Source organism: Pseudomonas sp. GW823-FHT03E05, from assembly GCF_058796855.1.
Map to the genome: position 1 here is coordinate 520,794 of NZ_JBXAJB010000002.1, position 25,723 is coordinate 546,516.

Consider the following 25,723-nt stretch of genomic DNA (forward strand, 5'->3'; position numbering starts at 1 on the left):
AACAACCGTTACAAACAGACGCTTGGAAATTATAAAAGCCACAGGGTTCCATCCTGCAGCTTTCCAAGCATGTTTAAGCAAAAAAGTTCTTAACAGCAACCCTTTTACAGACAATCCGACAAAACCCGCACCAGCTTCTGTGCCCGAGGGTCCATCAACACATAAGGCCCCAGGGTATTTGTCACAAAACCGAACGCCACATCGTGCTCCGGGTCAGCAAAACCGATGGAGCCCCCTGCCCCCGGATGCCCGAACGCCCGCGCGCCCAGGCCAAAGGTGGCATTGGCTACCTGGGGCTGGTCGAGCATGCAACCCAGGCCGAAGCGGGTCTGGGTCAGCAACGTCTTGTCCATGCCCAGGCTGTGTTCCCGAGTCAGCTCTTCGAGCATGTCGGCTTCCAGCAAACTGCCGTCCAGCAGGCCGCTGTAGAACCCGGCGAGGCTGCGGGCATTGCCGTGGCCGTTGGCCGCCGGCTGCTGCATGCGCCGCCACTCGGGTTTATTGGTGCTGGTCAGGATAGACGGTGGATTGGTAAACGCCCGAGTACTCATCGCATCGGGTTCGCGCATGGTGACTTGCAGCAGGCGCTGGGCCGCAGCATCGCCGATGTTGCCCTTGCCACGGGCGATATGCGCCACGCGGTAGAACTCCTCATCGGCCAGGCCGACATGGAAGTCCAGCCCCAAAGGCCTGGCGACCCGGGCCACGATGGACTCCCCCGGCCCGCGCCCATCGGCACGCCGGATCAACTCGCCCACCAGCCAGCCATAGGTGATGGCTGCGTAGCCGTGCCCCTCACCGGGCGTCCACCAGGGCTGCTCGGCGGCCAGGGCATCGACCATGGTCTGCCATTCGTACAGGGCTTGCGCGGGCAACAGCTCGCGCACTGCCGGCAGGCCGGCCTGATGGCAGAGCAACTGGCGCAAAGTAATGGCTGCCTTGCCCGCCGCGGCGAATTCCGGCCAGTAGTCGGCCACGGGCGCATCCAGCTTGAGCTTGCCCTCGGCCACCAACTGCAGCGCGGTGACTGCGGTAAAGGTCTTGGTGCAGGAGAACAGGTTGGCGATGGTGTCGCTGTGCCAGGCCTCGGCGCCGTCCTTGTCCGCGGTACCGGCCCACAGATCGATGACGGTTTCCCCGCCGACCTGGATGCACAGCGCCGCGCCGCGCTCCTGGGAGTCCTCGAACAGGGCGGCGAACGCCTCGCGTACCGCTTCGAATTTAAGCTCGTAATGACCTTGAATCTGCACCCCTGACTCCCCCTGCAACAAAGCTCGACAACGTGGCGCGCATTGTTCCAGCCCCGAAGGCATTTGGGAACAGCCGGCGAGCTGCCGGCTATCACCGGCAAACCCTCGTTTCAGAGGGCTGCCCGGGGTTTCCCGGAAAGCCGCTCAGGCCTTGTGAACGTCAATGACCGTTGCCGGCATGGCCTCCGGCGTGCCCGCCCGGGCCCTTGCCGGCGCGGCCTTTGTCAGCACCATCGCTCCCATGCTCGCCAGCCACGGCCTGTTCCGCCTCGACCCGAGCCTGCTCCGCGGCCTTGCCCAACTGGTCAATGGCCTGCAGGTTGCTCTTGCGCACGCTGTCGACAAAGCCCTGGAACGGCACATCGGTGATGCCCACCAGGCCGAAATGGCCGTTTTCACCGTCCAGCAGGCGCCCGGTCACCGGCTGGTCCAGATACTGGAACCAGTGCACGCCGACAATCGACGGCTCGCTGACCGCCTGCTTGAGGAAGTTGGCATAGGCCGGGCCACGGTCCTCTTCCCGGGCCAGCTCGGTCACACCGCCCCAGAACGGACCGCGATCCCGGGAACCGAAGTTGAACTCGGTCACCAGTACCGGCTTGTCGAGGCTGCGCAGGTAGGCAAAGTCCTGACCGTCCTGGGGCTTGAGGGTGTACATGTTGAAGCTCAAAACATCGCAGTACTGGGCGCAGGAAGCCACGGCCTCAGGGTTGCTCACGGCAAACCGCCCGCCCAGCAGCAGGTGGTTGGGGGCGTGCCATTTCAGCGAGTCGGAGATGGTCTTGAAGTAGGTATCGGCGAAGACCTTCTGGAAATACTTGAAGTCGGCCTCGATCTCCGGGTGCTCCGGGCTCGGCAACGGCGGCACGAACCCCGGGTCTTCCATCAACTCCCAGGCCGGCAGATCGATGCCCCAGGCTTTCGACAGCCCGGCCTGGTTGCGGTACTTGTCCCGCAGTTGCTTGAGAAACGCGCGCTTGGCCGGTACGTCGGTGGTCAGGCGCAGGGTGCCGTAGGCCAGGGCATAGCGGGATTTGGCATCGTCGCCGGGGCCGGCCCAGGCCAATTCGTTGTCGGCAAAGTAGCCGATCAGCCAGGGGTCGTCCCGATGGTCGCGGGCGGCAATGGCCACGGCACGTTCGGTGGCCATGGCAAAGCGCGGGTCGAAAGGATCCGGCATGCCGCCCCACCAGTCACTGCCGGTGCTGATGCTGGCGTAATCACCCACGATCGACAGCGGCAAGGTGTAAGGCACCCGGTCGGCCAGCCCCAGGGCCGGAGCGCTCCAGTTGCCGATGGTATTGAAGCCCCAGGCCTGCAAGCGGTCCAGGGTGTGGCCAACCCAGCGTTTCTGGTCGAAGGCCGGTGCCACGCAAGGAGTTGCCTGGGGCGCCGGCGAGGTGTCGGCCGGCGCCTGCTGCGCAGTGGCACTGTTCGCGGTGCAGGGCTTGCCGTAGGTCCGTTGCAGGTTGGCCTGATAGAAGTCATACCAGCGCCCTGAACCATAGCCACGGCCCTGGTCGGCGCCATTGCCGCCACGGTTGTCGCCTTCACCGTAATACGCCGCCAGGGGTTCGTCGTCCTTGGGCAAGGCGCCGAACATCCATTCCCGGCCCGCGACATAGGTCTGGTTGTTGTCGGGCGCCACAGTATTGACCCCCAGGGAATAGAACGGATGCCCCTGCGGGGTCACGAGGAACCAGCGGCCATCTCGTTTTTCCGTGCGAAAGAAGCCGCTGGCCTTGAAGCTCGGCCCCTTGTTCCAGCCACCGTAGCTGTCCAGCGAAGCCTTCTCGCGCTCCCCCAGCCAGCCCTGGAGCTGTTGCTGCTCCTTGGCGTCGGCCGCCTTGAGCTGATCGTCGCTGGTGATCTTTTCCGGCCAGCGGGCCCGGGTCGATTGACCGTAGGCATCCACCAGGGAACCGTAGACCGCCTTGATCACCCCCTCGCCGTCCTGCACGCCGAAACGCTCCAGCAGAATGCTCTGGGCCGCCTTGGGGTTGTCCATGGACAAGGTCACCGACACCACCTGGCTGCGGTCCAGTTGCCCTTCACTGCTGGCCAGCAGGATGCGCTGGCCGTCCAGGGTCATCGGCATCGGTGGCGCGGCCTTCATGCCCTGGCTCAGCGGACTGCTGGCCACCAGCGGCACCAGCAGGGTCTGCGCCGGGCCGGCCGGGAGGTCGACGCGGCTGACCAGAGTCTTGCCATCATTGCTCTGGATGGCCACGTAGAGGGTCAGGGCCCAGTTCATCGCGCTCTGGATACGCAGGCTCATCATCCCCGACTGCGACCAGTCCCAGGCCCCGCTCTGGGGCGCCAGGCTCAGGCTCGGCCGGCTCGTGGGGTTGAAGATGATGCGCCGCAGCACTTCGCCTTCGGCCGTTTGCTCTGCGTTGGATTGCGGCAGGCTGGCATCCTGTGTCGCCACCTGCACCACAGCAGCAGGTCGGACAAAGTTGAACAGCGTCTGTTGTCCGGCAGGGGCCGCCCAGACGGGCGCGGCAAACAACAGGGCAAATACAGCGGGCAACGAACGGCGAATCATATGAACCTGGCTCTCCCTAAAGACCGATGAACGGCCGGTGCTGAAGCGGTGACATGAAATAGACAGCACGGCACGCAAATATGCGGGCCGTGCTTAAGATATTTCTCGGCGAAACGGCGGCAAGGCATTGAGGATAGCCTTGCCATAGCGCTGGGTGACCAGACGGCGGTCCAGCAGAGTGATGGTGCCGCGGTCCTGTTCGGTGCGCAGCAGGCGACCGCAGGCCTGGACCAGCTTGAGGGATGCATCCGGCACCGAGATTTCCATGAACGGGTTGCCGCCACGGGCTTCGATCCACTCCGCCAGCGCCGCCTCCACCGGGTCATCCGGCACCGAGAACGGGATCTTGGCGATCACCACGTGTTCGCAGTAGGCCCCGGGCAAGTCCACCCCTTCGGCGAAACTCGCCAGGCCGAACAGCACGCTGGAATCGCCACCGTCGACCCGCGCCTTGTGCTTGTTCAGGGTTTCCTGCTTGGACAGGTTGCCCTGGATGAACACCTGCTTGCGCCAGTCCCGGTCCAGGCCGTCGAACACGTCCTGCATCTGCTTGCGCGAGGAGAACAGCACCAGGGTGCCCCGCGAGCCCTCCACCAGTTCCGGCAGGTCGCGGATGATCGCCGCGGTATGCGCCGGCGCGTCCCGCGGGTCGGCCCGCAGGTCGGGCACCCGCAGCACCCCGGCATCGGCATGGTGGAAAGGGCTCGGCACCACGGCGGTCACGGCCTTTTTCGGCAGGCCGGCACGCATGCGGAAACGGTCGAAAGTGCCCAGGGCAGTCAGGGTCGCCGACGTAACCAGGGCACCGTAGGCCACGTTCCACAGATTGCGCCGGAGCATTTCCGCAGCGAGGATCGGGCTGGCGTTGACCTCGATGTCGAACAGCGAGCCGCTTTCGGCCAGGGTCAGCCAACGGGCCATGGGCGGATTGTCTTCCGGGTCCTCGACGGTGAACGCGGTCCACAGTTCCCAGTTGCCCGAGGCACGGGCCAGCAGGCTGCCGAACAGCGGGTACCACTCTTCGGCCTGGTTGCTGGCGATACCGATGTTGACCTCGCCATCCATGCCTTCCTTGAGCAACTCGGTCAGGCGGGTGAACAGGTCGGTGAGACGGGAAAAGCCCTTTTTCAACTCAAGGCCCATCTCGCGCATATGCTCGGGGATCAGCCCGCCGACAAAACGGTGGCGTGGCCGCTCGCGGCCTTCCATGTCCTCGCCGGTGCGGAAATCAGCGATCTGCTCGCAGGCGGTGAACATGAACTGCTGCTGGGTCTTGATCTCCCGCGCCAGCTCCGGCACCTGCTCGATCAGGCGTCCCAGATCACCCGGCAACGGGTGCTGGGCCAGCAGCTTGGTGAGGTTCTTGGCGGTCTGCTCCAGCCAGTCGGCAGTGGAGCGCAGGCGGGTGTAATGGGCGAAGTGGCCAATGGCCTTGTCCGGCAGGTGGTGACCTTCGTCGAACACATAGAGAGTGTCGCGCGGGTCCGGCAGCACGGCGCCGCCACCCAGGGCCAGGTCGGCCAGGACCATGTCGTGGTTGGTGACAATCACATCGACCTTGCCCATGCCTTCCCGAGCCTTATAGAAGGCGCACTGGCCGAAGTTCGGGCAATGGCGGTTGGTGCACTGGCTGTGGTCGGTGGTCAGGCGCGCCCAGTCGGCGTCTTCCAGGGCCGTGGGCCAGCTGTCGCGGTCGCCGTCCCATTTATTGCCGGCGAGTTTTTCGATCATGCTGGTGAACAGCTTCTGGCTGGCTTCATCCACTTCGATCTTGAAGCCTTCTTCCTCGAACAGCTGGGCCGTGGCGGTCTGGGCGTGGCCTTCCTGGAGCAGCATGTCGAGCTTGGACAGGCACATGTAGCGACCGCGGCCCTTGGCCAGGGAGAAGCTGAAGTTCAGCCCGCTGTTGCGCATCAGGTCGGGCAGGTCCTTGTAGACGATCTGCTCCTGCAGGGCGACGGTGGCGGTAGCGATCACCAGGCGCTTGCCAGCGGCCTTGGCCGTGGGAATTGCCGCCAGGCTGTAGGCCACGGTCTTGCCGGTACCGGTGCCGGCTTCCACGGCGACCACCGCCGGGTCGCCACTGCGCCGACCTTCGTCGTCGGTGTCGATATCACCCAGGACCTTGGCCACTTCGGCGATCATCAGGCGCTGGCCGTAACGCGGCTTGAGGCTCTTGGCTTCGAGAAAACGCGAGTAGGCGCCCTGGATCGTGGTTTTGAGTTCGTTGCTGATCATGGTTTTTCGGGCGCATAAAACGCTGGATAAATTTTCAGTGGTTCGAATCGGCCGCTATCATACCCCGCTAATTCATCCCGCGCAGAACGGAGTACCCGAATGACCCCTTTCGCCCTTGCCTACACCCTGCATGTCCTGGCCGCCCTGGTCTGGGTCGGCGGCATGTTCTTCGCCTGGATGGTCCTGCGCCCGGCGGCCATGGTGGCCCTGGAGGGGCCGGCGCGGCTGAAGTTGTGGGCGCAAGTGTTTCCGCGTTTTTTCGTCTGGGTGTGGATCGCCGTGGTGCTGTTGCCGATCAGCGGTATCGGCCTGCTGCATTTGCGCTTCAGCGGCTTTGAAACCGCGCCCAAGTATGTGCAGATCATGATGGGCCTGTACCTGGTGATGACCGCCCTGTTCATCCGCATCCAGTCCCTGCAGTTGCCGGAGCTGCGCAAGGCAGTAGCGGCCGAGGATTGGCCCGCTGGTGCCGCGGCGCTGGGCAAGATCCGCCGGCTGGTGGGCAGCAACCTGATCATCGGCCTGGTGCTGGTCGCCCTGGCGGCGGCCCGGCCGACCTTCTGAAAACAGGCCGCCCGCTACAGAAGCGGGCGGCCGGGCAAGGTTCAACGCAAGCGTTACGGCTTACAGGCGCTGCACCGTCAGCGCGCCAGGCTCGCCGGCCGGGCCGGGCTGCCCCTGGGCGCCGGGCCGTCCGCTCTTGCCACCGTCGGTGCGGTACACCAGGCACCCCTTGGACTTGCCGCCCGCACCCGGCTTGCCACCGGCACCGGCCAGCCCGCCTGCGCCACCATCGACCCAGACCTTGATCTGCTCGCTGGGGAAGTCCCGCGGCAGTTCCACCCGGACCTGGGCGCCTGCCGCACCAGGACGGCCATCGCCGCCATTGTCACCGTCAGCCCCACGCCCCGCGCTGCCCCAGGTGCAGCCCGGTTCCTGGCCATTGGCGCCATCCAGACCGACATAACCCGGCGCACCGGCACCACCCCGGGCGTCCACGGACAGCGTCTCGGCCTGTAACGACTCGATGCGCAGGTTCAGGTTGCGCCCCGGCTTGGCGGCCTTCAGGTAGGTACCCGGCGCGCCGCGGGAAGTGATCTGGCTGCCCGCTTCCAGCTCCGCACGGCGGACAGTCAAGTGCAGGCTCTGTTCGGTAGGGACGATGGCGATCCGCGCCTCATGCCCCAGCCGCAGTTCGTCCACCTTGAGTTCGGTGACATTGGCCGGGATCAGCAAGGTGCCATAGTCCGCCACTTCCAGCCGCTCCAGTTGCAGAGTGCTGGCGGTATTGGGCAGACGCATCAGGGAGTTGGTTTCGACCTTGACCACCTGGGCCATGGCCAGGGGGCTGCAGAAAAGAGCCAGCAGGCAGAGCTTACGCATGGTCGGCCTCGACAACGACAGGAGCAGGAAGAGTCTGCAGGTGGAAGATCCCCACCAGCAGGATGTACAGCCGGTCACGCCAGGGATGTGGCCGATCCTTGAGGCTGCCGTTGAACAGCAGCAGTTCCAGCAAATGGGTCAGCAGCAACAGGCTGCCCGCCAGATTCACTAGAAGATGCAGCGGGTTGATCAACGGCCTGGCCAGGTTGATCAGCACCACCAACCAGAAAACCAAGGTCAGAAACTTCCCCAGCCCCCATAAAACCTTCATACGCTCCCCTCGTGAATTATTCTTTGCGCGCACAGTAACGACTTATCCCGGGGGTAAGCCAGAGGGGAATGAAAATTCTTCACGAAGTGGCTGTTTAGCCACCGGATCGACGAGGATCGCCCGTTACAGACAGGCTGAGCCCATCGCCGAGAAGACACCGGGATCAAAGGCTCCTGCGCCATCAGCATGGTCCTGGCACAGGAGCAGAGGCGGCCACGTGCGGCTCGTCGCCGCACAGGCCCTGGGGTTTCAGCGGTTGATCTGGATTTCCGTACGACGGTTCATCGCCCGGCCTTCGGCGGTCTTGTTATCCGCCACTGGCTTGCTTTCACCGGCGCCGGTTACCGAGACGAAGCTGCTGCGGGGAATGCCGTTGCTGATCAGGTACTCCACGACCGAGTGGGCGCGCTTGTCCGAGAGTTTCTGGTTGTAGGCATCGCTGCCGACGCTGTCGGTATGGCCGGTCACTCGCAGTTGGGCACTCGACGCCTCCTGTTTCAGTCGGGTGACAATGGTGTTGAGCTTGGTTTTGTCGGCATCGGTCAGCTTGGCCGAGTCGAAATGGAAGTGCACATCACGAATGACAATGGTTTCTTCCTTGACCACTACCACCTCTTCTACCACCGGTGGCGGTGGTGGGCAGCCGTTGGCATCGACCTGGACGCCTCTGGGAGTGTGGGGGCACTTGTCGCGGCTGTCCGGCACGCCATCGCCGTCCTCGTCGCCATCACCTTTTACCCAGCAGTACGCACCCGCCAGGCCGCCGACCAACAGTGCGCCGCCGCCCGCCCACGAGGAGCTTTCGGTGGCGCCCAGCGCCGCGCCCGTGACGCCACCTACCGCGGCGCAGATCGGCCAGTCGGTTTTCTGCAAACCTGCACAACCAGTCAACACACTGGTTAACAGAACCAGGGGTACTGCCGTCCGAATGATGCTCATCTGATTTCTCCTGAGGGATCGGCTCAAGGCCGATTCACGGAGTAAAGACCGCGCATTTCATCTGCGCCAGCACCCGGCTATCACCGGTTTCGCCCTGTAAACACGGGAGGTTCGCCGATTTAGTGGTGAACCGCTCTAGGCCCGCAGATGCCGGCGCGCTAGTCTTTAGCGTTCTGACCGAGGAGCTAAGATGAGCGCCGGCATTTCCGACCGTACCCCGCAGCAGGCCCTGGCGGCTTTGCTGGATCGCTACGCACCACAACAGCTGCTGCTGATCGGTGCCAGCGACTTCCCCGCCCTGGCTGCCTTCAAGGAGGCCCACCCCACGACCCAAGTGGCCCAGGCGGCACCCGGCCCTCTGCCTGTGGAACTGGCAGCGCGGCGCTTCGACCTGGCCCTGGCCGTGGATTGCCTGGAGCACTTGCCCAAGCGCGACGGCCTGAACCTGCTGGGAGGCATCCGCAACCTCAATGCCAGCCGGATCGCCGTACTGGCCGATCTGCAGGCCTGCGGCTGGCAGGAAACCGACTTCTATTCCCTGGCGTTGCAGGCCAGCGAACGTTTTCAGCGCGATGAACAGGTCTTGACCCTGTTCACCTACGATCTGCTTGAATACAAGCAAGTGCCCGATTGGCTCAATTCACGCTTCTGGGCAAACCCGGAAAACTTTGGAAAGTATTGGTGGTAACACAATGAGTGCCTCGATTTGTCCCTGCGGCAGCGGCAACCTGCTGGATGCCTGCTGCGGCCACTACCATGCCGGTCATCCGGCGCCCTGCGCGGAAGCCCTGATGCGTTCGCGCTACAGCGCCTATGTGCTGGGGCAGGTGGATTACCTGCTGGCCACCACCCTGCCGGCGCAACAGGCGGGCCTGGATCGCCAGTCCATCAGCGACTGGAGCGCCCAAAGCACCTGGCTGGGGTTGCAGGTCGAAAGCTCGGAAGTCTTCGGCGGCCAGCCCGAGCATGCCTTTGTCACCTTTACTGCCCGCTGGCACGACAGCCAGGGCGAGCATAGCCACCGCGAACGCTCATCCTTCGTGCAGAACCAGGGACGCTGGTATTTCATCGACCCCACGGTTCCCCTCAAATCCGGCCGCAACGACGCCTGCCCCTGTGGCAGCGGGCACAAGTTCAAGAAGTGCTGCGCCAGCTATTTCAGCCGCTGAGCCGCGACCGGCCGCTACCAACCCGGGCCCAGGATGGGCACCGGCATCCAGAGGGAGTCTTGCAATGATCGGTGAGCTGCGTGCGTTACGAACCTTGTGCCTGCTCGGCGCGCTGAGCCTGACGGGTTGTGCCTCCTGGTTCAGCGATGAGTCCGTCGACCCGACGGTGCATCTGGTCAAGGTCGAGGTGGTCAAGGCCAACCTGCTGGAACAACGCTTCACCCTGCACCTGCGGGTGGATAACCCCAACGACAGCGACCTGACCGTGCGTCGCCTGACCTACAAGGTCTACCTGGAGCGCTTCCTGCTCAGCGAAGGCGAGCACGAACACTGGTTCACCGTCACGCCCCACAGCAGCCGCTTCTTCAAGGTGCCGGTGCGGACCAACCTGTGGCCGCAGATCCGCGATGTGGTGAAATTGCTGCGCAAGCCCGAGCGACCTATCCCCTACCGCCTCGAAGGGGAACTGGAAATCGGATTATTCATCGGCCAGGACGTGCACCTGAAGCGCAATGGCGTGATAATTCCCGGCGATTTTATCCCGGAGTAACCCGCAATGACCCAGCAACCTCATGTCCATGGCCCTGACTGCAACCACGATCATGACCATCACGATCACGACCATGGCCATGTTCACGGCCCGCACTGCAACCACGCTCACCAGGAGCCGGTACGCAACGCACTGAAAGACGTTGGCCGCAACGACCCTTGCCCATGCGGCAGCAGCAAGAAATTCAAGAAGTGCCACGGCGCCTGACTTGAGCGCGGGCGGGGCCTGCCTTAGCACTTGCGCCTTCAGCTGCCCCCGGCCTCCTGGGCCAGCAACTGCGCCAGGTCCAGGACGGTGGCGTACTCGCCATCCAGATTGGCCAGCGACATGGCATGCACCTCCTCGGCACTACGGGCCCGACCGTTGAAGTCGGGCTTGTCGAAGGTGTAGCAGGCGTCGGCCACCACCCACACGGCAAAGCCCAGGTTGCCAGCCGTACGCGCCGTCGACTCCACAGAGTTGTTGGTGGCAACACCGACAATCACCAACCCGGCAATCCCCTCGCGCCGCAAATCCGCTTCCAGCGAATTGGCGCAAAACGCATCCGGCACCTGCTTCTGAACCCGCCATTCCCCGTCCCGGAGCTCAAAGCACGGTTGAAACTCCACCCCCGACTGCCCGGGCCAGAACACCGAATCCGGCGAACGCGACAGGTGTTGCACATGGATCACCGGCCAGCCGCGGGCGCGCCAGTGGGCCAGCAGTTCGAGCATCCGCTCCTGCGCCTCGGGGTTGTTGCGCGGGCCAAGCCGAGGCTGGAGGATGCCTTGCTGCTGGTCGATGAGCATCAGTGCGGTGGTGGCCGGAAGGGGCATGTTTTTCTCTGTGGAGGTCATTGAATTTGCCGCACTTGAGCATCACTTAGCTGTTCAGGCAAGCCATCGAATGCAGACAGGACGACCTAATGCCGGAGTTTGCTGTCCTTAAGCACAGATACATCCCAATTGGAGCGTTCCATGATCGACCTGTATTACTGGACCACCCCCAACGGCCACAAGATCTCCCTGTTCCTGGAAGAAACCGGCCTGCCCTACACCCTGTACCCGGTGAACATCGGCCTGGGTGAGCAGTTCAAGCCCGAGTTCCTGAAGATCGCGCCCAACAACCGCATTCCGGCGATCGTTGACCACCAACCCGCCGATGGCGGCCAGCCACTGTCGCTGTTCGAGTCCGGGGCGATCCTGTTGTACCTCGCGGAAAAGACCGGCCAGTTCCTGCCCCAGGACCTGCGCGGGCGCCAGGAAGCCCTGCAATGGCTGTTCTGGCAGATGGGCGGGCTGGGACCGATGGCTGGGCAGAATCATCACTTCAGCCAGTTCGCCCCGGAAAAGATCCCCTACGCCATCAAACGTTATGTGGATGAAACCGCGCGCCTGTACGGCGTGCTCGATCGGCGCCTGGCGGACCGCAAGTTCGTCGCCGGCAGCGACTACAGCATTGCCGACATGGCGATCTATCCCTGGATCGCTTCCTACAAGAAGCAGAGCCAGAAACTCGAGGACTTCCCGCATCTGCAGCGCTGGTTCAACAGCATCCAGGCCCGGCCGGCTACCGAGCGGGCCTATGCCCTGGTAGAGCAGGTCAATCCCGCCTCCTGAACCTTGTGCCTGCAGGAGCTGGCTTGCCAGTCACGGTGCCCGCAAGGGCCAGCCAAGGCCAGAAGGCCTCTTCGCCGGCAAGCCGGCTCCTACGGGTTTTGCCAGGCGCCGACGCGCCGGCGATCGCTATTTGCAGCGTCGTCGAGAAATACCTCCTGCCCCCGCTTGCGCGGCACTCGCCTGCTCACTAACGTAGCGCCTTTATCGACGCTACCCCCCGCAGGAGCTTTGCCATGGCCTCGCCAGCCTTCTCACATTTTCTTCCCCGGTTCGGCGTTGCCGCGGCAGTGGCCAGTGCTCTGAGCCTGGCCGGTTGCCAGTCCTGGAACACTCAAGACACCCTGCCCCCCACCTCTGGCGTGCAACCGCTCAAGGGCCTGGCACAGAACGTTTCCGTGCGGCGCAACGCGGTCGGCGTACCGCTGATCGAAAGCAGCAGCTTCCATGACGCCCTGTTCACCCTGGGTTATGTGCACGCCAGCGACCGCATTGGCCAGATGGTGACCCTGCGCCTGCTGGCACAGGGCCGCCTGGCCGAAATGTCCGGTGCCGACGCACTGGAAGTGGACCGCCTGATGCGCGCGATCAACCTGAAGAAAAGCGCCGATGAGCTGTACAAGGCTTCGTCGCCACGGATCAAGCGCTTCTTCGAGGTCTATGCCCGGGGCGTCAACGCCTACCTGTTCCGCTATCGCGACAAGCTGCCGCCGGACCTGGCAGCCCAGGGCTACACCCCCGAATACTGGAAAGCCGAGGATTCGGCGCTGATCTTCTGCCTGCTGAACTTCGGCCAGTCCGCCAACCTGCAAGAAGAGATCAACGCCCTGGTGCTGGCGCAGAAAGTCGGCAGCGACAAACTGCCGTGGCTGACTCCGAGCTATCCCGATGAACCCCTGCCCCTGGCCGAAGCGGACAAGCTCAAGGGCCTGAATCTCACTGTGCCGGGCCTGAACGAAGTCAGCCGCGCCATCAACCGTCTGGCCCAGCTCAACAGCCTGGGCACCCGCGGCGGCAGCAACCTGGCCATCGCCCCACAGCGCAGCCGCACCGGCCGCAGCCTGCTGGCCGCCGACAGCCACCTGCAAGCCTGGTACTACGCCCAGATCCGCGCGCCGAAATACCAGGCCGCTGGCGCGTCCATCGCTGGCCTGCCGGCGATTCTCCAGGGCTTCAACGGCAAGGTGGCCTGGAGCATGAGCTCGGTGGAGGGAGACAACCAGGACCTGTTCCTGGAAAAGCTCAAGCGCCAGGGCAACGCCCTGTACTACCAGAACAACGGCAAATGGCAGCCGGTGACCGTGCGCAACGAAACCTACTTCGTCAAAGGCCAGCGGCCGATTCGCGAAGCCGTGTACGAAACCCGCCATGGCCCGCTGCTCAACAGCGCCCTGGGGGCAGCGCTCGGTAACGGTTTCGGCCTGGCCCTGCAGACGCCGGAGCTCAAGGACGACAAGACCCTGGACGCCTTCTTCGACCTGTCCCGGGCGCAGAATGTCGAGAAGGCCTCGGATGCCAGTCGGGAAATCCGCGCCATCGCCCTGAACATGGCGTTTGCCGACGCCAGCAACATCGGCTGGCAGGTCACCGGGCGCTTCCCCAACCGCCGCGAAGGCGAAGGCTTGCTGCCCTCACCGGGTTGGGATGGCCGTTACGACTGGGACGGCTACGCCGACCCGATGCTCCACCCCTACGACCAGGACCCGCCCCAGGGCTGGATCGCCACCGCCAACCAGCGAGTGATCTCGCGGGGCTACGGCATGCAGCTGTCCAATTCCTGGCACGCCCCGGAACGGGCCGAGCGCATGGCCGGTCTGGCCTCCAGCGGCAAGCAGGACAACCGCAGCCTGATCGCCCTGCAGTACGACCAAAGCACCCTGTTCGCCGCCAAACTGAAAAAGATGTTCGAAGCTCCGGGCATGGCCCAGCCGCTGAAGCAGGCCATCGAGGCCTTGCCCGATACCGAACGCGCCAAGGCCAGGGAAGCCTATAGCCGCTTGCTGGCGTTCGACGGCAAGGTCAGCGCCGGCTCGGCCGACGCGGCGTTGTACGAATTGTTCCTGCAGGAGAGCGCCAAGCAGATCTTCCTCGACAAGCTCGGCCCCGAGTCCAGTGACGCCTGGCAAGCCTTCGTCGCCAACGGCAACCTTTCCTACTCGGCCCAGGCCGACCACCTGCTGGGCCAGGACGACAGCCCGTTCTGGGACGATTCGCGCACCGCGCAAAAGGAAGACAAGCCAGCCATCCTCGCCCGCAGCCTGGCAGCCGCCATCAGCTCCGGCGAGCAACTGCTGGGCGCCGACCGCAAGGCCTGGCAATGGGGCAAGCTGCACAGCTACCAGTGGACCAACGCCAATGGCCGGCAGATCCGTGGCCCGCTTCAGGCCGGGGGCGACCACAACACCATCAACAGCGCCGCGTACCGTTGGGGGCAGGATTTTGCCATCACTGATACACCGGCCCTGCGCTTGATCGTGGATTTCGGCCTCAGCGAACCCTTGATGGGCCTCAACAGCAGCGGCCAGTCCGGCAACCCGGTGAGCCCCAACTATGCCAACGGCATCGACGGCTGGCTCAAGGCCCAGTACCTGAGCCTGCCGATGCAACCGCAGAACTTCGAGCGCAGCTACGGCAAGACCCGCCTGACCCTGGTTCCAGGCAAGTAACCTTCCCCCACCCGCTTGCACGTCCTGTGCAAGCGGGCCTGCTCCAAAACGAACAGCTCACCGGCGCCCTCAACCGCGCTTGGCACTAGCAGCCCTGTCAGTTCGCCCATCGTAGATTGCCCACCCCTTCGCACCTTATTGGCGCCTGCCAAAAATCACGCCCCATCTCGGCGCACGGGTTCCCTCGTGTCGCTGCTTTCCAGCGCTTTTAAAACACCTGTTCGGGACTCTGGTTCGGAAATTGCTACTTTCATTAAGTCTTATGCGGTCCAGTAACAGTACTCATGCGCCACAAGCGCTCATATTGGTTCTTAGGGATTGAATAATGAAAAAAGCATTGCTGACCCTTTCTGCATTGGCTCTCTGCATGGCCGCCGGCTCCGCGCTGGCCAAGGAATACAAGGAACTGCGCTTCGGCGTCGACCCTTCCTACGCCCCCTTCGAATCCAAGGCCGCCGACGGCAGCCTGGTGGGTTTCGACATCGACCTGGGCAATGCCATCTGTGCCGAGCTGAAGGTCAAGTGCAAGTGGGTCGAAAGTGACTTCGACGGCATGATTCCAGGCCTCAAGGCCAATAAATTCGACGGTGTGATCTCGTCCATGACCGTCACCCCGGCTCGCGAGAAAGTCATCGACTTCTCCAACGAACTGTTTTCCGGCCCCACTGCATTCGTGTTCAAGAAAGGCTCGGGACTGAGCGAAGACACCGCCTCGCTCAAGGGCAAGACCGTCGGCTACGAGCAGGGCACCATTCAGGAAGCCTACGCCAAGGCCGTGCTGGACAAGGCCGGGGTCAAGACCCAGGCCTATCAGAACCAGGACCAGGTCTATGCCGACCTGACTTCCGGGCGCCTCGATGCCTCGATCCAGGACATGCTGCAGGCCGAACTGGGCTTCCTCAAGTCACCGCAAGGCGCTGACTATGAGATCAGCAAGCCGGTGGACGACCCGCTGCTGCCGGCCAAGACCGCGGTGGGTATCTCGAAAGGTAACAAAGAGCTGAAAGCGCTTCTGGATAAAGGTATCAAAGCGTTACACGATGATGGCACCTACGCCACCATCCAGAAAAAACACTTCGGTGACCTGAACCTCTACAGCGGTAAATAACCTGTCGGCGCCCATCCTCGATGGGCGCCTTTTTTATCGCTACGGGTCACAGATCGATGCTCGAAGAACTTCTAAAAAACCTGGGGCTTTCCGCGCTCAGCCTGAAGGGTTTCGGCCCTCTGCTGCTGGAAGGTACCTGGATGACCATCAAGTTGTCGGTGTTGTCGCTGCTGGTCAGCGTTTTACTGGGGCTGATCGGCGCCAGCGCCAAATTGTCCAGCGTTGCCCTGCTGCGGGTTCCGGCACAGCTCTACACCACCCTGATCCGCGGCGTGCCGGACCTGGTCCTGATGCTGCTGATTTTCTACAGCCTGCAAACCTGGTTGACCTCCTTTACCGATTTCATGGAGTGGGACTACATCGAGATCAATCCCTTCAGCGCCGGGGTGATCACTCTGGGTTTCATCTATGGCGCCTACTTCACCGAAACCTTTCGCGGGGCGATCCTTGCCGTGCCCCGGGGCCAGGTGGAAGCGGCCACCGCCTATGGCCTGAAACGCGGCCAGCGCTTTCGCTTCGTGGTCTTTCCGCAAATGATGCGCTTTGCCCTGCCAGGCATCGGCAACAACTGGATGGTGATGCTCAAGGCCACGGCCCTGGTATCGATCATTGGCCTGGCCGACCTGGTCAAGGCTGCGCAGGACGCCGGCAAGAGCACCTACCAACTCTTCTACTTCCTGGTTCTGGCGGCGCTGATCTACCTGTTGATCACCAGTGCCTCCAACTTTGTCCTGCGCAGGCTTGAACGGCGCTACGCCGCAGGCGCCCGGGAGGCCGTGCGATGATCGAACTCCTGCAGGAATACTGGCGTCCCTTCCTTTATAGCGATGGCTACCACGTGACCGGCCTGGCCATGACCATGTGGCTGCTCAGTGCCTCGATCTGCATCGGCTTTTTGGTGTCGATCCCGCTGTCCATCGCCCGGGTCTCGCCCAAGCGCTACATCCGCTGGCCGGTGCAGTTCTACACCTACCTGTTTCGTGGCACACCGCTCTATATCCAGTTGCTGATCTGCTACACCGGGATCTACAGCATCGCCGCGATTCGCGCACAGCCAGTCCTGGATGCGTTCTTTCGCGATGCAATGAACTGCACCATCCTTGCCTTCGCCATGAACACCTGCGCCTACACCACGGAGATCTTCGCCGGGGCGATCCGCAGCATGGCCCACGGCGAAGTCGAAGCGGCCAAGGCCTATGGCCTCAGCGGCTGGAAGCTGTACGCCTACGTGATCATGCCCTCGGCCCTGCGCCGCTCGTTGCCCTACTACAGCAACGAAGTGATCCTGATGCTGCACTCCACCACCGTGGCCTTCACCGCGACCATTCCCGACATTCTGAAAATCGCCCGCGACGCCAACTCGGCGACCTTCCTGACATTTCAGTCGTTCGGCATCGCCGCCATCATCTACCTGTGCGTGACCTTCGCCCTGGTGGGCCTGTTCCGCCTCTCCGAACGCCGCTGGCTGGCTTTCCTCGGGCCGACCCACTAGGACTTGCTGCAGGAAAACCGTCAATGCGCCACGAGATCCACGACCTGCTCGCCCCGCTGCCGGGCACCGCGCGCCAGGTCCACAGCTTTCACTTCGGCCCGCCCCAGGCCGCCGGCAAGGTCTATATCCAGTCCTCCCTGCACGCCGACGAGTTGCCCGGCATGCTGGTGGCCTGGCACCTCAAGCAACACCTGGCCGAGCTGGAAGCCGCCGGGCGCCTGCGCCAGGAAATCGTCCTGGTGCCGGTGGCCAATCCGGTGGGCCTGGAACAGGTGCTGATGGATGTGCCCCTGGGCCGCTACCAGCTGGAAAGCGGGCAGAACTTCAACCGCGGCTTCGCCGACCTGGGCGAACAAGTCGGCGATGCCATCGAAGGGCTGCTCAATGCCGACCCTGAACACAACCTTGAACTGATCCGCCGTCACCTGATCGATGCCCTGGCGCGCCAGCGGCCGCAAACCCAACTGCAGTCCCTGCAGTTGACCCTGCAACGGCTGGCCTGCGATGCCGACATGGTGCTGGACCTGCATTGCGACTTCGAGGCTGTGGCGCATCTCTACACCACCCCCGAAGCCTGGCCCCGGGTGGAGCCGCTGGCTCGCTACCTGGGCGCCGAAGCCTGCCTGCTGGCCACCGACTCCGCGGCCTGGTCGTTCGACGAATGCTTCAGCCTGCTGTGGTGGCAACTTCAACAGCGCTTCGGCGAGCGCTTCGCCATCCCGACAGGCAGCTTTGCGGTGACCGTCGAGCTGCGCGGCCAGGGCGACGTCAACCACGGCCTGGCCAGCCTCGACTGCCAGGCCCTGATCGACTACCTGACCCGGCTTGGGGCCATCGACGGTGAAGCGCCGCCACTGCCCGAGCTGCCCTTCCCGGCCACGCCCCTGGCCGGTGTCGAACCGGTGGCGACCCCGGTAGGCGGGCTGCTGGTGTTCAACGCGCTGCCGGGGGAATACCTGGAAGCCGGGCAACTGGTGGCCGAAATCATCGACCCGATCCACGACCGGGTCACCCCCATCCATTGCAACAACGCCGGGCTCATGTACGCCCGCTCGCTGCGACGCATGGCCACCGCAGGCATGGTGATCGCCCATGTCGCCGGTCGCGAGGCCTATCGCAGCGGTTACCTACTTTCGCCTTGAGGATGCACGCCCCCATGTACAAATTGACCGTTGAAGGCCTGCATAAATGCTATGGCGACAATGAAGTGCTCAAAGGTGTTTCCCTCAAGGCCAGGACCGGCGACGTGATCAGCCTGATCGGCGCCAGCGGCTCGGGCAAGAGCACCTTCCTGCGCTGCATCAACTTTCTCGAAACCCCGGATGACGGCGCCATGAGCCTGGATGGCCAGCAGATCCGCATGGTCAGCGACCGCCACGGCATGCACGTGGCCGACCCGGCCGAGCTGCAGCGGATTCGCACCCGCCTGGCAATGGTGTTCCAGCACTTCAACCTGTGGAGCCACATGACCGTGCTGGAAAACATCACCATGGCCCCGCGCCGGGTGCTGGGGGTCAGCACCAGGGAGGCCGAGGAACGCGCCCGGCGTTACCTGGACAAGGTCGGCCTGCCGGCACGAGTGGCCAGCCAGTACCCGGCGTTTCTCTCCGGCGGCCAGCAGCAACGGGTGGCCATCGCCCGGGCCCTGGCCATGGAGCCGGAGGTCATGCTGTTCGACGAACCCACCTCGGCCCTGGACCCGGAGCTGGTAGGCGAGGTGCTCAAGGTGATCCAGGGCCTGGCCGAAGAGGGCCGGACCATGATCATGGTCACCCACGAGATGAGTTTTGCGCGCAAGGTGTCCAGCCAGGTGCTGTTCCTGCACAAGGGCCTGGTGGAAGAAGAAGGGGCTCCGGAGGACGTGCTGGGCAACCCGAAAAGCGAGCGCTTGCAGCAGTTTCTCAGCGGCAACCTGAAGTAACAGCGGTACCGCGCCCGTTCAGGCTCTGGGCCGGGCGGGCGCGGTACGGGCTTCAGGCGACAGGCGCGGGAGGCGGCTCGTCGGGCAGGGTCGGTTCGCCCGGCTCGGTGGGTTCAAGGGGTTGCGGGGAATCGGGATCCGGCTGGCCGGGAATGCCACCGGCCATGCTGACGGGAGGATGCGCCAGCAGGGTCCAGGCCAGTACGCCAACCTGATTGGGTTCCAGCCTGGCCAAGGTGGCACTGATTCGCGGATCTATCTTCATGAGGGCACTCCTGAGCTGTGCCGGGTACGCCTTGCGCGTACCGGCAGTACCTCCAATAGAGTGCCTGCCGGCTCAGGAATTCCCGCTATTCGTCAGACAGACGAACTCAGGTGCGTGGCAGGGTCACGCCGCGCTGGCCCTGGTATTTGCCGCCACGGTCCTTGTAGGACACTTCGCACTCTTCGTCCGACTCAAGGAACAGCATCTGCGCCACGCCTTCGTTGGCGTAGATCTTCGCCGGCAAGGTGGTGGTGTTGGAGAATTCCAGGGTCACGTGGCCTTCCCACTCGGGTTCCAGCGGGGTCACGTTGACGATGATGCCGCAACGGGCATAGGTGCTCTTGCCCAGGCAGATGGTCAGCACGTTGCGCGGAATGCGGAAGTACTCGACGGTGCGTGCCAGGGCAAAGGAGTTCGGCGGAATGATGCAGACGTCGCTCTTGATGTCGACGAAGCTCTTTTCATCGAAGTTCTTCGGATCGACAGTGGCCGAATTGATGTTGGTGAACACCTTGAATTCGTCGGCGCAACGCACGTCGTAGCCGTAGCTCGACACCCCGAAGGAGATCAGCCGATCCTGGCCTTCGCCACGCATCTGGCGCTCTACGAAGGGCTCGATCATGCCGTGCTCTTGCGCCATGCGGCGAATCCACTTGTCCGATTTGATGCTCATGGCGGGTGTCCTGAAATAGCGAGGTGAAAAAAAACGGTCTGGCATCTTACCGGGGCGCGAGGTCGGGTTCAAAGTCTGGGACGTTTTTCTCGCCTCACGCCACGATTTTCAAGGGCTGGGCGACGAGCGCCCCGCCGTCAGTCACGAAAACCGAGAAACCTTCGCACTGACCATTGGCACGTTCAGGAAAAAGGGTTAAGGTGGCGCCACTGTGCTGCTTGTGTCACTGAGAATCTCTACACGATGTTGAATTTCGATCCAACCATCTCCAAGAATTTTTCCTGCTCTTTGCACTCAGTCTCGGCCAGGGCTTTTCCTGAGTCGCAGTTAACTTTGTCCAAGGAGATACACCATGTCTAATCGCCAAACCGGTACCGTTAAGTGGTTCAACGATGAAAAAGGCTTCGGCTTCATCACTCCACAATCCGGTGACGACCTGTTCGTACACTTCAAAGCTATCCAATCCGACGGCTTCAAAAGCCTGAAAGAAGGCCAACAGGTTTCTTTCATCGCTACCCGCGGTCAGAAAGGCATGCAAGCTGAAGAAGTTCAAGTTATCTAACTTGTACTGATCCAGTAAAAAAGCCCCGCCCTCAACAGCGGGGCTTTTTTGTGCCCGTCACTTTTGTCGGCGCCCTCGTTGAAAAGGCGCCCATGCGTCCCGGGTTACCAGGTCACGCCAAAGCCCACGGTGTAGCGGGTCTTGTCCAGATCGCTGTCTTCGGTACCGCGGATCAGGTCTTTTTCCGCCTTGAGGTTCAATGAAGCCCAGTCGGTGACCTTGTAGCGCAGCCCCATCTCGGCATCCAGTGCATAGTCGGCCACCCCCGAAAGCGGCCGCCCCACCTCGCCATTGGTGAAGAACTCCACCCGCTTGCCGATCAGGTAACGGTTGTAGTCCCACTTCATCGCCAGGGAATAGAAGTTGTCCTTGCCGCCATCGGCGTACTCGTAATCGGTACGGTTGAGCAGCGAGCCCAGGGAGAACGCACCCAGCTCATCATCCCAGAACTGGTAGCCGGGGCCGGTACCCACCACCCGCTGCCGCGCCAGGTCCTCGACCTTGTCCCGCTTGTAGGTCAGGCGCCCTTCCCAGAACCACTTTTCCGTGATGAAACGGTCCAGAGCGTACTCGGCGCTCCAGTTGTCCGTGGTCACCACATGATCCTGGAACTCACGGTTGTATTCGCCCTGGGCATTGTGGCGCCAGGCCCCGTGACGCGCCGAGGTCTTGAAGTCGATGTCGTAGTCATCAGTGTTCTTTTCGGCGCGCTTGTAGTCCATGGCCACATCGACGTTGCCTTTCCAGACCATGTCCTCCACCAGCGGCTTGGGCTTCATGATCTGCTGGATGCTCGCCAGCTCCACCGTCTTGGGCGCCTCGCCGTTGGCCAGGATCACCTTGCCTTCGTCCGCCGCCTGCAGCGACTTGGCCTTCTCCCCGGTGTAGGCATCCTGCTTGACCAGCAGCTCCTGGTCGCTCTCCAGAGTCTTGACCTGCTTCCAGTCAATATTGATGGCGCCGCCATAGTCGGTCTGGATCAACAGCTTGCCGCCGTCGAACACCTTGATCTTGCCACTCAGGCGATCACCGTTCTTCAACCACACGGTATCGGCCAATACAGGCATGGAGGCGCTGAGCACCGCGAAACACAGCAAAGTTCTAGGCAACATAAGCAATAGAGGACTCGATCTTGCGAAAAAAAACGGCATTATTCCTGCTGAACAAGCCTTAGTCAGGACTGACCCGGGTATTGAGAGTGAGTTCAATACTCATCCGGCTTTGATCACCACAGCCGACCAGCGTCCCTCCTCTATTATCTGGAACCGCGAATGTGACCGAACACAGCGAAGAGCCGCAAAGCCCTGCACAGATCCGACGTACGGCGCTGTACCTGACCCTGGCCCAGGTCCCCGAAGGCAGGGTGGTGAGCTATGGCCAACTGGCGGAGATGGCAGGCCTGGGGCGGGCGGCACGCTGGGTCGGGCGCACCCTCAGCCAGTTACCCGCCGACACCAGTCTGCCCTGGCATCGAGTGCTCGGCGCCGGTGGTCGCCTGAGCTTGCCGGCCGGCAGTCCCTCGGGCGACGAGCAGCGGGCCAGACTGCGTGGCGAAGGTGTCTCTATCCTGAACAATCGCGTGGATATTCAGCGCCATGGCTGGCGCCCGGTGGAGCACAGCGGTTAGAGTGCGCGCTTTGTTTCCGTAATCTGAGGCAGACTTCAGCCCATGCCCCGTAAAACCTGGCGCGCCGCACTTGCCGCCTATGCCAGCCCCTCGACGCTCGTGCTGTTGCTGCTTGGTTTCGCCGCCGGCATGCCTTACATGCTGGTGTTCTCGACTCTTTCGGTGTGGTTGCGCGAGGCCGGTGTGGCCCGTGAAACCATCGGTTACGCCAGCCTGATCGGCCTGGCCTATGCCTTCAAGTGGGTATGGTCGCCCTTGCTCGACCAATGGCGCCTGCCCCTCCTGGGCAAGCTCGGTCGACGTCGTTCCTGGCTGGTGCTGGCGCAGACCCTGGTGATTCTCGGCCTGATCGGCATGGGCTTCTGCGACCCGCAAAAGCACCTTTCCTGGCTGATTGCCATTGCGGTGATCGTGGCATTCGCCTCGGCCACCCAGGACATCGCCATCGACGCCTACCGCCTGGAAATCGCCGACGACAGCCGCCAGGCCGCCCTTGCCGCCAGTTACATGTCCGGCTATCGGGTTGCCGTGCTGCTGGCCACTGCCGGCGCACTGTTTTTCGCCGAAGGCTTCGGCTCCACCGGTTTCAGCTACAAGCACTCGGCCTGGACCGGCACCTACGTGCTGTTCGGGGTGCTGATGATCCCGGCCCTGATCACCACCTTGCTGATGCGTGAACCCGCGGTGCCGCTGCGCACCCAACTGTCCGCCGGGCGCTACAGCTTCGCTCACCAGTTGATCTCGGTATTCGTGCTGATCGTGCTACTGGTTTCCGTCCCCGCCACCTTCACCCAGCTGTACAACACCGACTTCGCCAGCGTGATCTTCGACGGCGTCAGCCTGCTGGACCTGCTGCTGGAAGACCGCGCCTTCCTGCGGGCCATCCTCTACATCACCCTCAGCACCCTGTGCCTCTCGGCCATGGGCCGCCGGGGCCTGGCGCCGGTGCTGACGCCGGTCAACGACTTCATCCTGCGCTATCGCTGGCAAGCCTTTCTGCTATTGGGGCTGATTGCCACCTATCGCATGTCGGACACGGTCATGGGCGTCATGGCCAACGTGTTCTACATCGACCAGGGTTTCACCAAAGACCAGATCGCCGGGGTCAGCAAGATCTTCGGGCTGATCATGACCCTGCTCGGTGCCGGCATGGGCGGCCTGCTGATCGTGCGGTTCGGCATCCTGCCGATCCTGTTCATCGGCGGCGCCGCATCGGCCGGGACCAACCTGCTGTTCCTCATGCTTGCCGACATGGGCCCGAACCTGAAGATGCTGATCGTCACCATTTCCCTGGACAACTTCAGTTCAGGCATGGCCACTTCAGCCTTCGTCGCCTACCTGTCGAGCCTGACCAACCTCAAGTTCTCCGCCACCCAGTACGCCCTGCTCAGTTCCATCATGCTGCTGCTGCCGCGCCTGATCGGCGGCTATTCCGGGGTCATGGTGGAAAAGTTCGGCTATCACGACTTCTTTCTCATCACCGCGATCCTCGGGGTGCCGACACTGATCCTGATCGCCATTCACTGGTTCCAGGAGAGCCGCCGCGCCGGGCCGAAACCCGAGCCCGAAAGCTCCGCCAACAGCACCGCAGTCGGCGAAGAATCCTAGAAAATCCCGGGGGTTGCGCACTTTTCGCAGTAGCCCCCGGCCCCTCCGAGCGCAATCCTGTACGCCAGCGGAACTCGCCCGTACAATGCTCCGTCACTTCCAGTCTTCAGCAACCGACAACGGCCTACCATGCGCACCAGTCAATATTTGCTCGCCACACAGAAAGAAACGCCTTCCGACGCGGTCGTGATCAGCCATCAGCTGATGCTGCGCGCCGGCATGATCCGTAAACTGGCTTCCGGCCTGTACACCTGGCTGCCGATGGGCTTGCGGGTGATGCGCAAGGTTGAAGCCATCGTTCGCGAAGAAATGAACGCCGCGGGCGCGCTTGAAGTGTTGATGCCGAGCACTCAGCCGGCTGAGCTGTGGCAGGAATCCGGTCGCTGGGAAGAATACGGCCCGGAGCTGCTGCGCTTCAAAGACCGTCACGGTCGCGATTTCTGCGCCGGCCCGACCCACGAAGAAGTGATCACCGATCTGGCTCGCAACGAGCTGAGCAGCTACAAGCAGCTGCCGCTGAACCTGTACCAGATCCAGACCAAATTCCGCGATGAAATCCGCCCACGCTTCGGTCTGATGCGCGGCCGCGAGTTCATCATGAAGGACGCCTACTCCTTCCACGCCGACCAGGCGTCCTTGCAGGTCACCTACGACCGCATGCACCAGGCTTATTGCAATGTCTTCACCCGCCTGGGCCTGAAGTTCCGCCCGGTTGAAGCGGACAACGGCTCCATCGGCGGCGCCGGCTCCCACGAATTCCACGTGCTGGCCGAATCCGGTGAAGACGATATCGTCTTCAGCAACGGCTCCGACTACGCGGCGAACATCGAGAAAGCCGAGGCCGTGCCTCGCGAAACCTCGCGCCCAGCGCCAGCCGAAGAACTGCGCCTGGTCGATACGCCAGACACCAAGACCATTGCCGCGCTGGTGGAAAAATTCAATCTGCCGATTGAAAAGACCATCAAGACCCTGATCGTCCACGCCGAAGAGCCAGGCAAGCTGATTGCCCTGATCATCCGTGGCGACCACGAACTCAACGAAATCAAGGCCGCCAACCAGCCTGGCGTTGCCAGCCCGCTGGTCATGGCGTCCGATGCCGAACTGCGTGACGCCATTGGCGCCGGCGCCGGTTCCCTCGGCCCGCTGAACCTGCCGCTGCCGATCATCATCGATCGCTCGGTCGAGCTGATGAGCGACTTCGGTATCGGTGCGAACATCGACGACAAGCACTACTTCGGCGTCAACTGGGAACGCGATCTGCCGGTTCCGACCGTGGCCGACCTGCGTAACGTGGTGGCCGGCGACCCGAGCCCGGACGGCAAGGGCACCCTGGAAATCAAGCGCGGCATCGAAGTCGGGCACATCTTCCAGCTGGGCAACAAGTACAGCAAGGCGATGAAGTGCGAAGTGCTGGGCGAAAACGGCAAGCCGGTGACCCTGGAAATGGGTTGCTACGGCATTGGCGTATCCCGTGTGGTGGCTGCTGCCATCGAGCAGAACAACGATGCCAACGGCATCATCTGGAGCGACACCCTGGCGCCGTTCCAGATTGCCCTGGTGCCACTGCGCTACGAAACCGAGCAGGTTCGCGAAGCCACCGACAAGCTCTACTCGGAACTCACCGCTGCCGGCTTCGAAGTGCTGCTGGACGATCGTGACAAGAAGACCAGCCCGGGCATCAAGTTCGCGGACATGGAGCTGATCGGCATTCCTCACCGGATCGTGGTCAGCGACCGCGGCCTCGCCGAAGGCAACCTGGAATACAAGAGCCGTACCGAAGCCGAGGCGCAAGCACTGCCCGTGGCCGACGTACTGTCCTTCCTTCAAGCCCGTATCCGTCGCGAAACCAGATAGAGAA

At 62.9% G+C, this 25,723-nt stretch carries 26 protein-coding genes; 16 read left to right on the forward strand and 10 right to left on the reverse strand.

Annotated features, from left to right (window positions below; genetic code table 11):
• Window positions 1-104 precede the first annotated feature (104 nt).
• From AC1RCO_RS10095 to dinG, 3 genes are all read right to left on the reverse strand, one after another.
• Window positions 105-1,250, reverse strand: coding sequence for an EstA family serine hydrolase (locus tag AC1RCO_RS10095; protein ID WP_019094465.1), 1,146 nt, complete (start codon window positions 1,248-1,250; stop codon window positions 105-107).
• 160 nt (window positions 1,251-1,410) lie between these two features.
• Window positions 1,411-3,798 (reverse strand): beta-galactosidase, encoded by a 2,388-nt coding sequence (locus tag AC1RCO_RS10100; protein ID WP_492617668.1) that lies wholly within the window; start codon window positions 3,796-3,798, stop codon window positions 1,411-1,413.
• A gap of 93 nt (window positions 3,799-3,891) precedes the next feature.
• Window positions 3,892-6,036, reverse strand: coding sequence for an ATP-dependent DNA helicase DinG (dinG, locus tag AC1RCO_RS10105; RefSeq protein ID WP_011059621.1), 2,145 nt, complete (start codon window positions 6,034-6,036; stop codon window positions 3,892-3,894).
• 99 nt (window positions 6,037-6,135) lie between these two features.
• On the opposite strand from dinG, the gene AC1RCO_RS10110 reads away from it, so the two are divergent.
• The gene (locus tag AC1RCO_RS10110; protein WP_011059620.1) at window positions 6,136-6,600 is read left to right on the forward strand and encodes a CopD family protein; all 465 of its coding nucleotides are present in this window, start codon (window positions 6,136-6,138) and stop codon (window positions 6,598-6,600) included.
• A gap of 60 nt (window positions 6,601-6,660) precedes the next feature.
• Here AC1RCO_RS10110 and AC1RCO_RS10115 read toward each other — a convergent pair whose 3' ends face one another.
• The 3 genes from AC1RCO_RS10115 to AC1RCO_RS10125 form a co-directional block, all read right to left on the reverse strand.
• Entirely contained in the window at window positions 6,661-7,419 is a 759-nt protein-coding gene (locus AC1RCO_RS10115) for a hypothetical protein (protein WP_026020132.1), read from the reverse strand.
• Entirely contained in the window at window positions 7,412-7,690 is a 279-nt protein-coding gene (locus AC1RCO_RS10120) for a DUF1145 domain-containing protein (protein WP_011059618.1), read from the reverse strand. Before AC1RCO_RS10120 ends, AC1RCO_RS10115 begins: the two co-directional genes overlap by 8 nt.
• 249 nt (window positions 7,691-7,939) lie before the next feature.
• Window positions 7,940-8,629, reverse strand: a complete 690-nt coding sequence (locus AC1RCO_RS10125; RefSeq protein ID WP_065364463.1) for a PA1041 family peptidoglycan-binding anchor lipoprotein — start codon at window positions 8,627-8,629, stop codon at window positions 7,940-7,942.
• A gap of 190 nt (window positions 8,630-8,819) precedes the next feature.
• Here AC1RCO_RS10125 and AC1RCO_RS10130 point away from each other — a divergent pair, with 190 nt between their 5' ends.
• The 4 genes from AC1RCO_RS10130 (at window position 8,820) to AC1RCO_RS10145 (ending at window position 10,555) form a co-directional block, all read left to right on the forward strand.
• Complete coding sequence (locus tag AC1RCO_RS10130) at window positions 8,820-9,317, forward strand: DUF6231 family protein (RefSeq protein ID WP_065364464.1); 498 nt, start codon at window positions 8,820-8,822, stop codon at window positions 9,315-9,317.
• A gap of 4 nt (window positions 9,318-9,321) precedes the next feature.
• Complete coding sequence (locus AC1RCO_RS10135; protein WP_011059615.1) at window positions 9,322-9,798, forward strand: YchJ family protein; 477 nt, start codon at window positions 9,322-9,324, stop codon at window positions 9,796-9,798.
• A 64-nt stretch (window positions 9,799-9,862) separates the two neighbouring features.
• Window positions 9,863-10,348 carry an LEA/WHy family protein gene (locus AC1RCO_RS10140; protein ID WP_011059614.1) on the forward strand — a complete coding sequence of 162 codons (486 nt, stop codon included), beginning with the start codon at window positions 9,863-9,865 and terminating at the stop codon, window positions 10,346-10,348.
• Window positions 10,349-10,354: 6 nt separating this feature from the next.
• Window positions 10,355-10,555 (forward strand): SEC-C metal-binding domain-containing protein, encoded by a 201-nt coding sequence (locus AC1RCO_RS10145; protein ID WP_007923047.1) that lies wholly within the window; start codon window positions 10,355-10,357, stop codon window positions 10,553-10,555.
• 38 nt (window positions 10,556-10,593) lie between these two features.
• On the opposite strand, the gene AC1RCO_RS10150 is transcribed toward AC1RCO_RS10145, so the two are convergent.
• Window positions 10,594-11,163: a cysteine hydrolase family protein gene (locus tag AC1RCO_RS10150; RefSeq protein ID WP_492617669.1), complete on the reverse strand. Its 570-nt coding sequence runs from the start codon at window positions 11,161-11,163 to the stop codon at window positions 10,594-10,596.
• A 141-nt stretch (window positions 11,164-11,304) separates the two neighbouring features.
• Between AC1RCO_RS10150 and AC1RCO_RS10155 the strand changes: the two genes are divergently transcribed.
• From AC1RCO_RS10155 to AC1RCO_RS10185, 7 genes are all read left to right on the forward strand, one after another.
• Complete coding sequence (locus tag AC1RCO_RS10155; protein ID WP_492617670.1) at window positions 11,305-11,946, forward strand: glutathione binding-like protein; 642 nt, start codon at window positions 11,305-11,307, stop codon at window positions 11,944-11,946.
• Between the two features lie 233 nt (window positions 11,947-12,179).
• Complete coding sequence (locus AC1RCO_RS10160; RefSeq protein ID WP_492617671.1) at window positions 12,180-14,609, forward strand: penicillin acylase family protein; 2,430 nt, start codon at window positions 12,180-12,182, stop codon at window positions 14,607-14,609.
• Window positions 14,610-14,934: 325 nt separating this feature from the next.
• The gene (locus AC1RCO_RS10165) at window positions 14,935-15,717 is read left to right on the forward strand and encodes a transporter substrate-binding domain-containing protein (protein ID WP_011059610.1); all 783 of its coding nucleotides are present in this window, start codon (window positions 14,935-14,937) and stop codon (window positions 15,715-15,717) included.
• A gap of 56 nt (window positions 15,718-15,773) precedes the next feature.
• Window positions 15,774-16,502 (forward strand): ABC transporter permease, encoded by a 729-nt coding sequence (locus tag AC1RCO_RS10170; protein WP_011059609.1) that lies wholly within the window; start codon window positions 15,774-15,776, stop codon window positions 16,500-16,502.
• Window positions 16,499-17,209 (forward strand): ABC transporter permease, encoded by a 711-nt coding sequence (locus tag AC1RCO_RS10175; protein ID WP_492617672.1) that lies wholly within the window; start codon window positions 16,499-16,501, stop codon window positions 17,207-17,209. Before AC1RCO_RS10170 ends, AC1RCO_RS10175 begins: the two co-directional genes overlap by 4 nt.
• 23 nt (window positions 17,210-17,232) lie before the next feature.
• Window positions 17,233-18,351 (forward strand): succinylglutamate desuccinylase/aspartoacylase family protein, encoded by a 1,119-nt coding sequence (locus AC1RCO_RS10180; protein ID WP_152686593.1) that lies wholly within the window; start codon window positions 17,233-17,235, stop codon window positions 18,349-18,351.
• Window positions 18,352-18,365: 14 nt separating this feature from the next.
• On the forward strand, window positions 18,366-19,130 hold the full coding sequence (locus AC1RCO_RS10185) for an ABC transporter ATP-binding protein (protein WP_015634391.1): 765 nt from the start codon (window positions 18,366-18,368) through the stop codon (window positions 19,128-19,130).
• Window positions 19,131-19,182: 52 nt separating this feature from the next.
• Here the strand turns inward: AC1RCO_RS10185 and AC1RCO_RS10190 are convergent, their stop codons facing one another.
• Window positions 19,183-19,395, reverse strand: coding sequence for a hypothetical protein (locus AC1RCO_RS10190; RefSeq protein ID WP_011059605.1), 213 nt, complete (start codon window positions 19,393-19,395; stop codon window positions 19,183-19,185).
• Between the two features lie 106 nt (window positions 19,396-19,501).
• On the reverse strand, window positions 19,502-20,068 hold the full coding sequence (dcd, locus tag AC1RCO_RS10195; RefSeq protein ID WP_011059604.1) for a dCTP deaminase: 567 nt from the start codon (window positions 20,066-20,068) through the stop codon (window positions 19,502-19,504).
• A gap of 352 nt (window positions 20,069-20,420) precedes the next feature.
• Here dcd and AC1RCO_RS10200 point away from each other — a divergent pair, with 352 nt between their 5' ends.
• Window positions 20,421-20,630 (forward strand): cold-shock protein, encoded by a 210-nt coding sequence (locus AC1RCO_RS10200; protein WP_002554837.1) that lies wholly within the window; start codon window positions 20,421-20,423, stop codon window positions 20,628-20,630.
• A 104-nt stretch (window positions 20,631-20,734) separates the two neighbouring features.
• Here the strand turns inward: AC1RCO_RS10200 and AC1RCO_RS10205 are convergent, their stop codons facing one another.
• Complete coding sequence (locus AC1RCO_RS10205) at window positions 20,735-21,742, reverse strand: DUF481 domain-containing protein (RefSeq protein ID WP_026020131.1); 1,008 nt, start codon at window positions 21,740-21,742, stop codon at window positions 20,735-20,737.
• Window positions 21,743-21,903: 161 nt separating this feature from the next.
• On the opposite strand from AC1RCO_RS10205, the gene AC1RCO_RS10210 reads away from it, so the two are divergent.
• The 3 genes from AC1RCO_RS10210 to AC1RCO_RS10220 all read left to right on the forward strand — a co-directional run bounded on the left by AC1RCO_RS10210 (window position 21,904) and on the right by AC1RCO_RS10220 (window position 25,719).
• Window positions 21,904-22,257 carry an MGMT family protein gene (locus tag AC1RCO_RS10210; RefSeq protein WP_015634389.1) on the forward strand — a complete coding sequence of 118 codons (354 nt, stop codon included), beginning with the start codon at window positions 21,904-21,906 and terminating at the stop codon, window positions 22,255-22,257.
• 42 nt (window positions 22,258-22,299) lie between these two features.
• The gene (locus AC1RCO_RS10215; protein WP_011059601.1) at window positions 22,300-23,865 is read left to right on the forward strand and encodes an AmpG family muropeptide MFS transporter; all 1,566 of its coding nucleotides are present in this window, start codon (window positions 22,300-22,302) and stop codon (window positions 23,863-23,865) included.
• 129 nt (window positions 23,866-23,994) lie between these two features.
• On the forward strand, window positions 23,995-25,719 hold the full coding sequence (locus tag AC1RCO_RS10220; protein ID WP_492617673.1) for a proline--tRNA ligase: 1,725 nt from the start codon (window positions 23,995-23,997) through the stop codon (window positions 25,717-25,719).
• The last annotated feature ends 4 nt before the right edge of the window (window positions 25,720-25,723 follow it).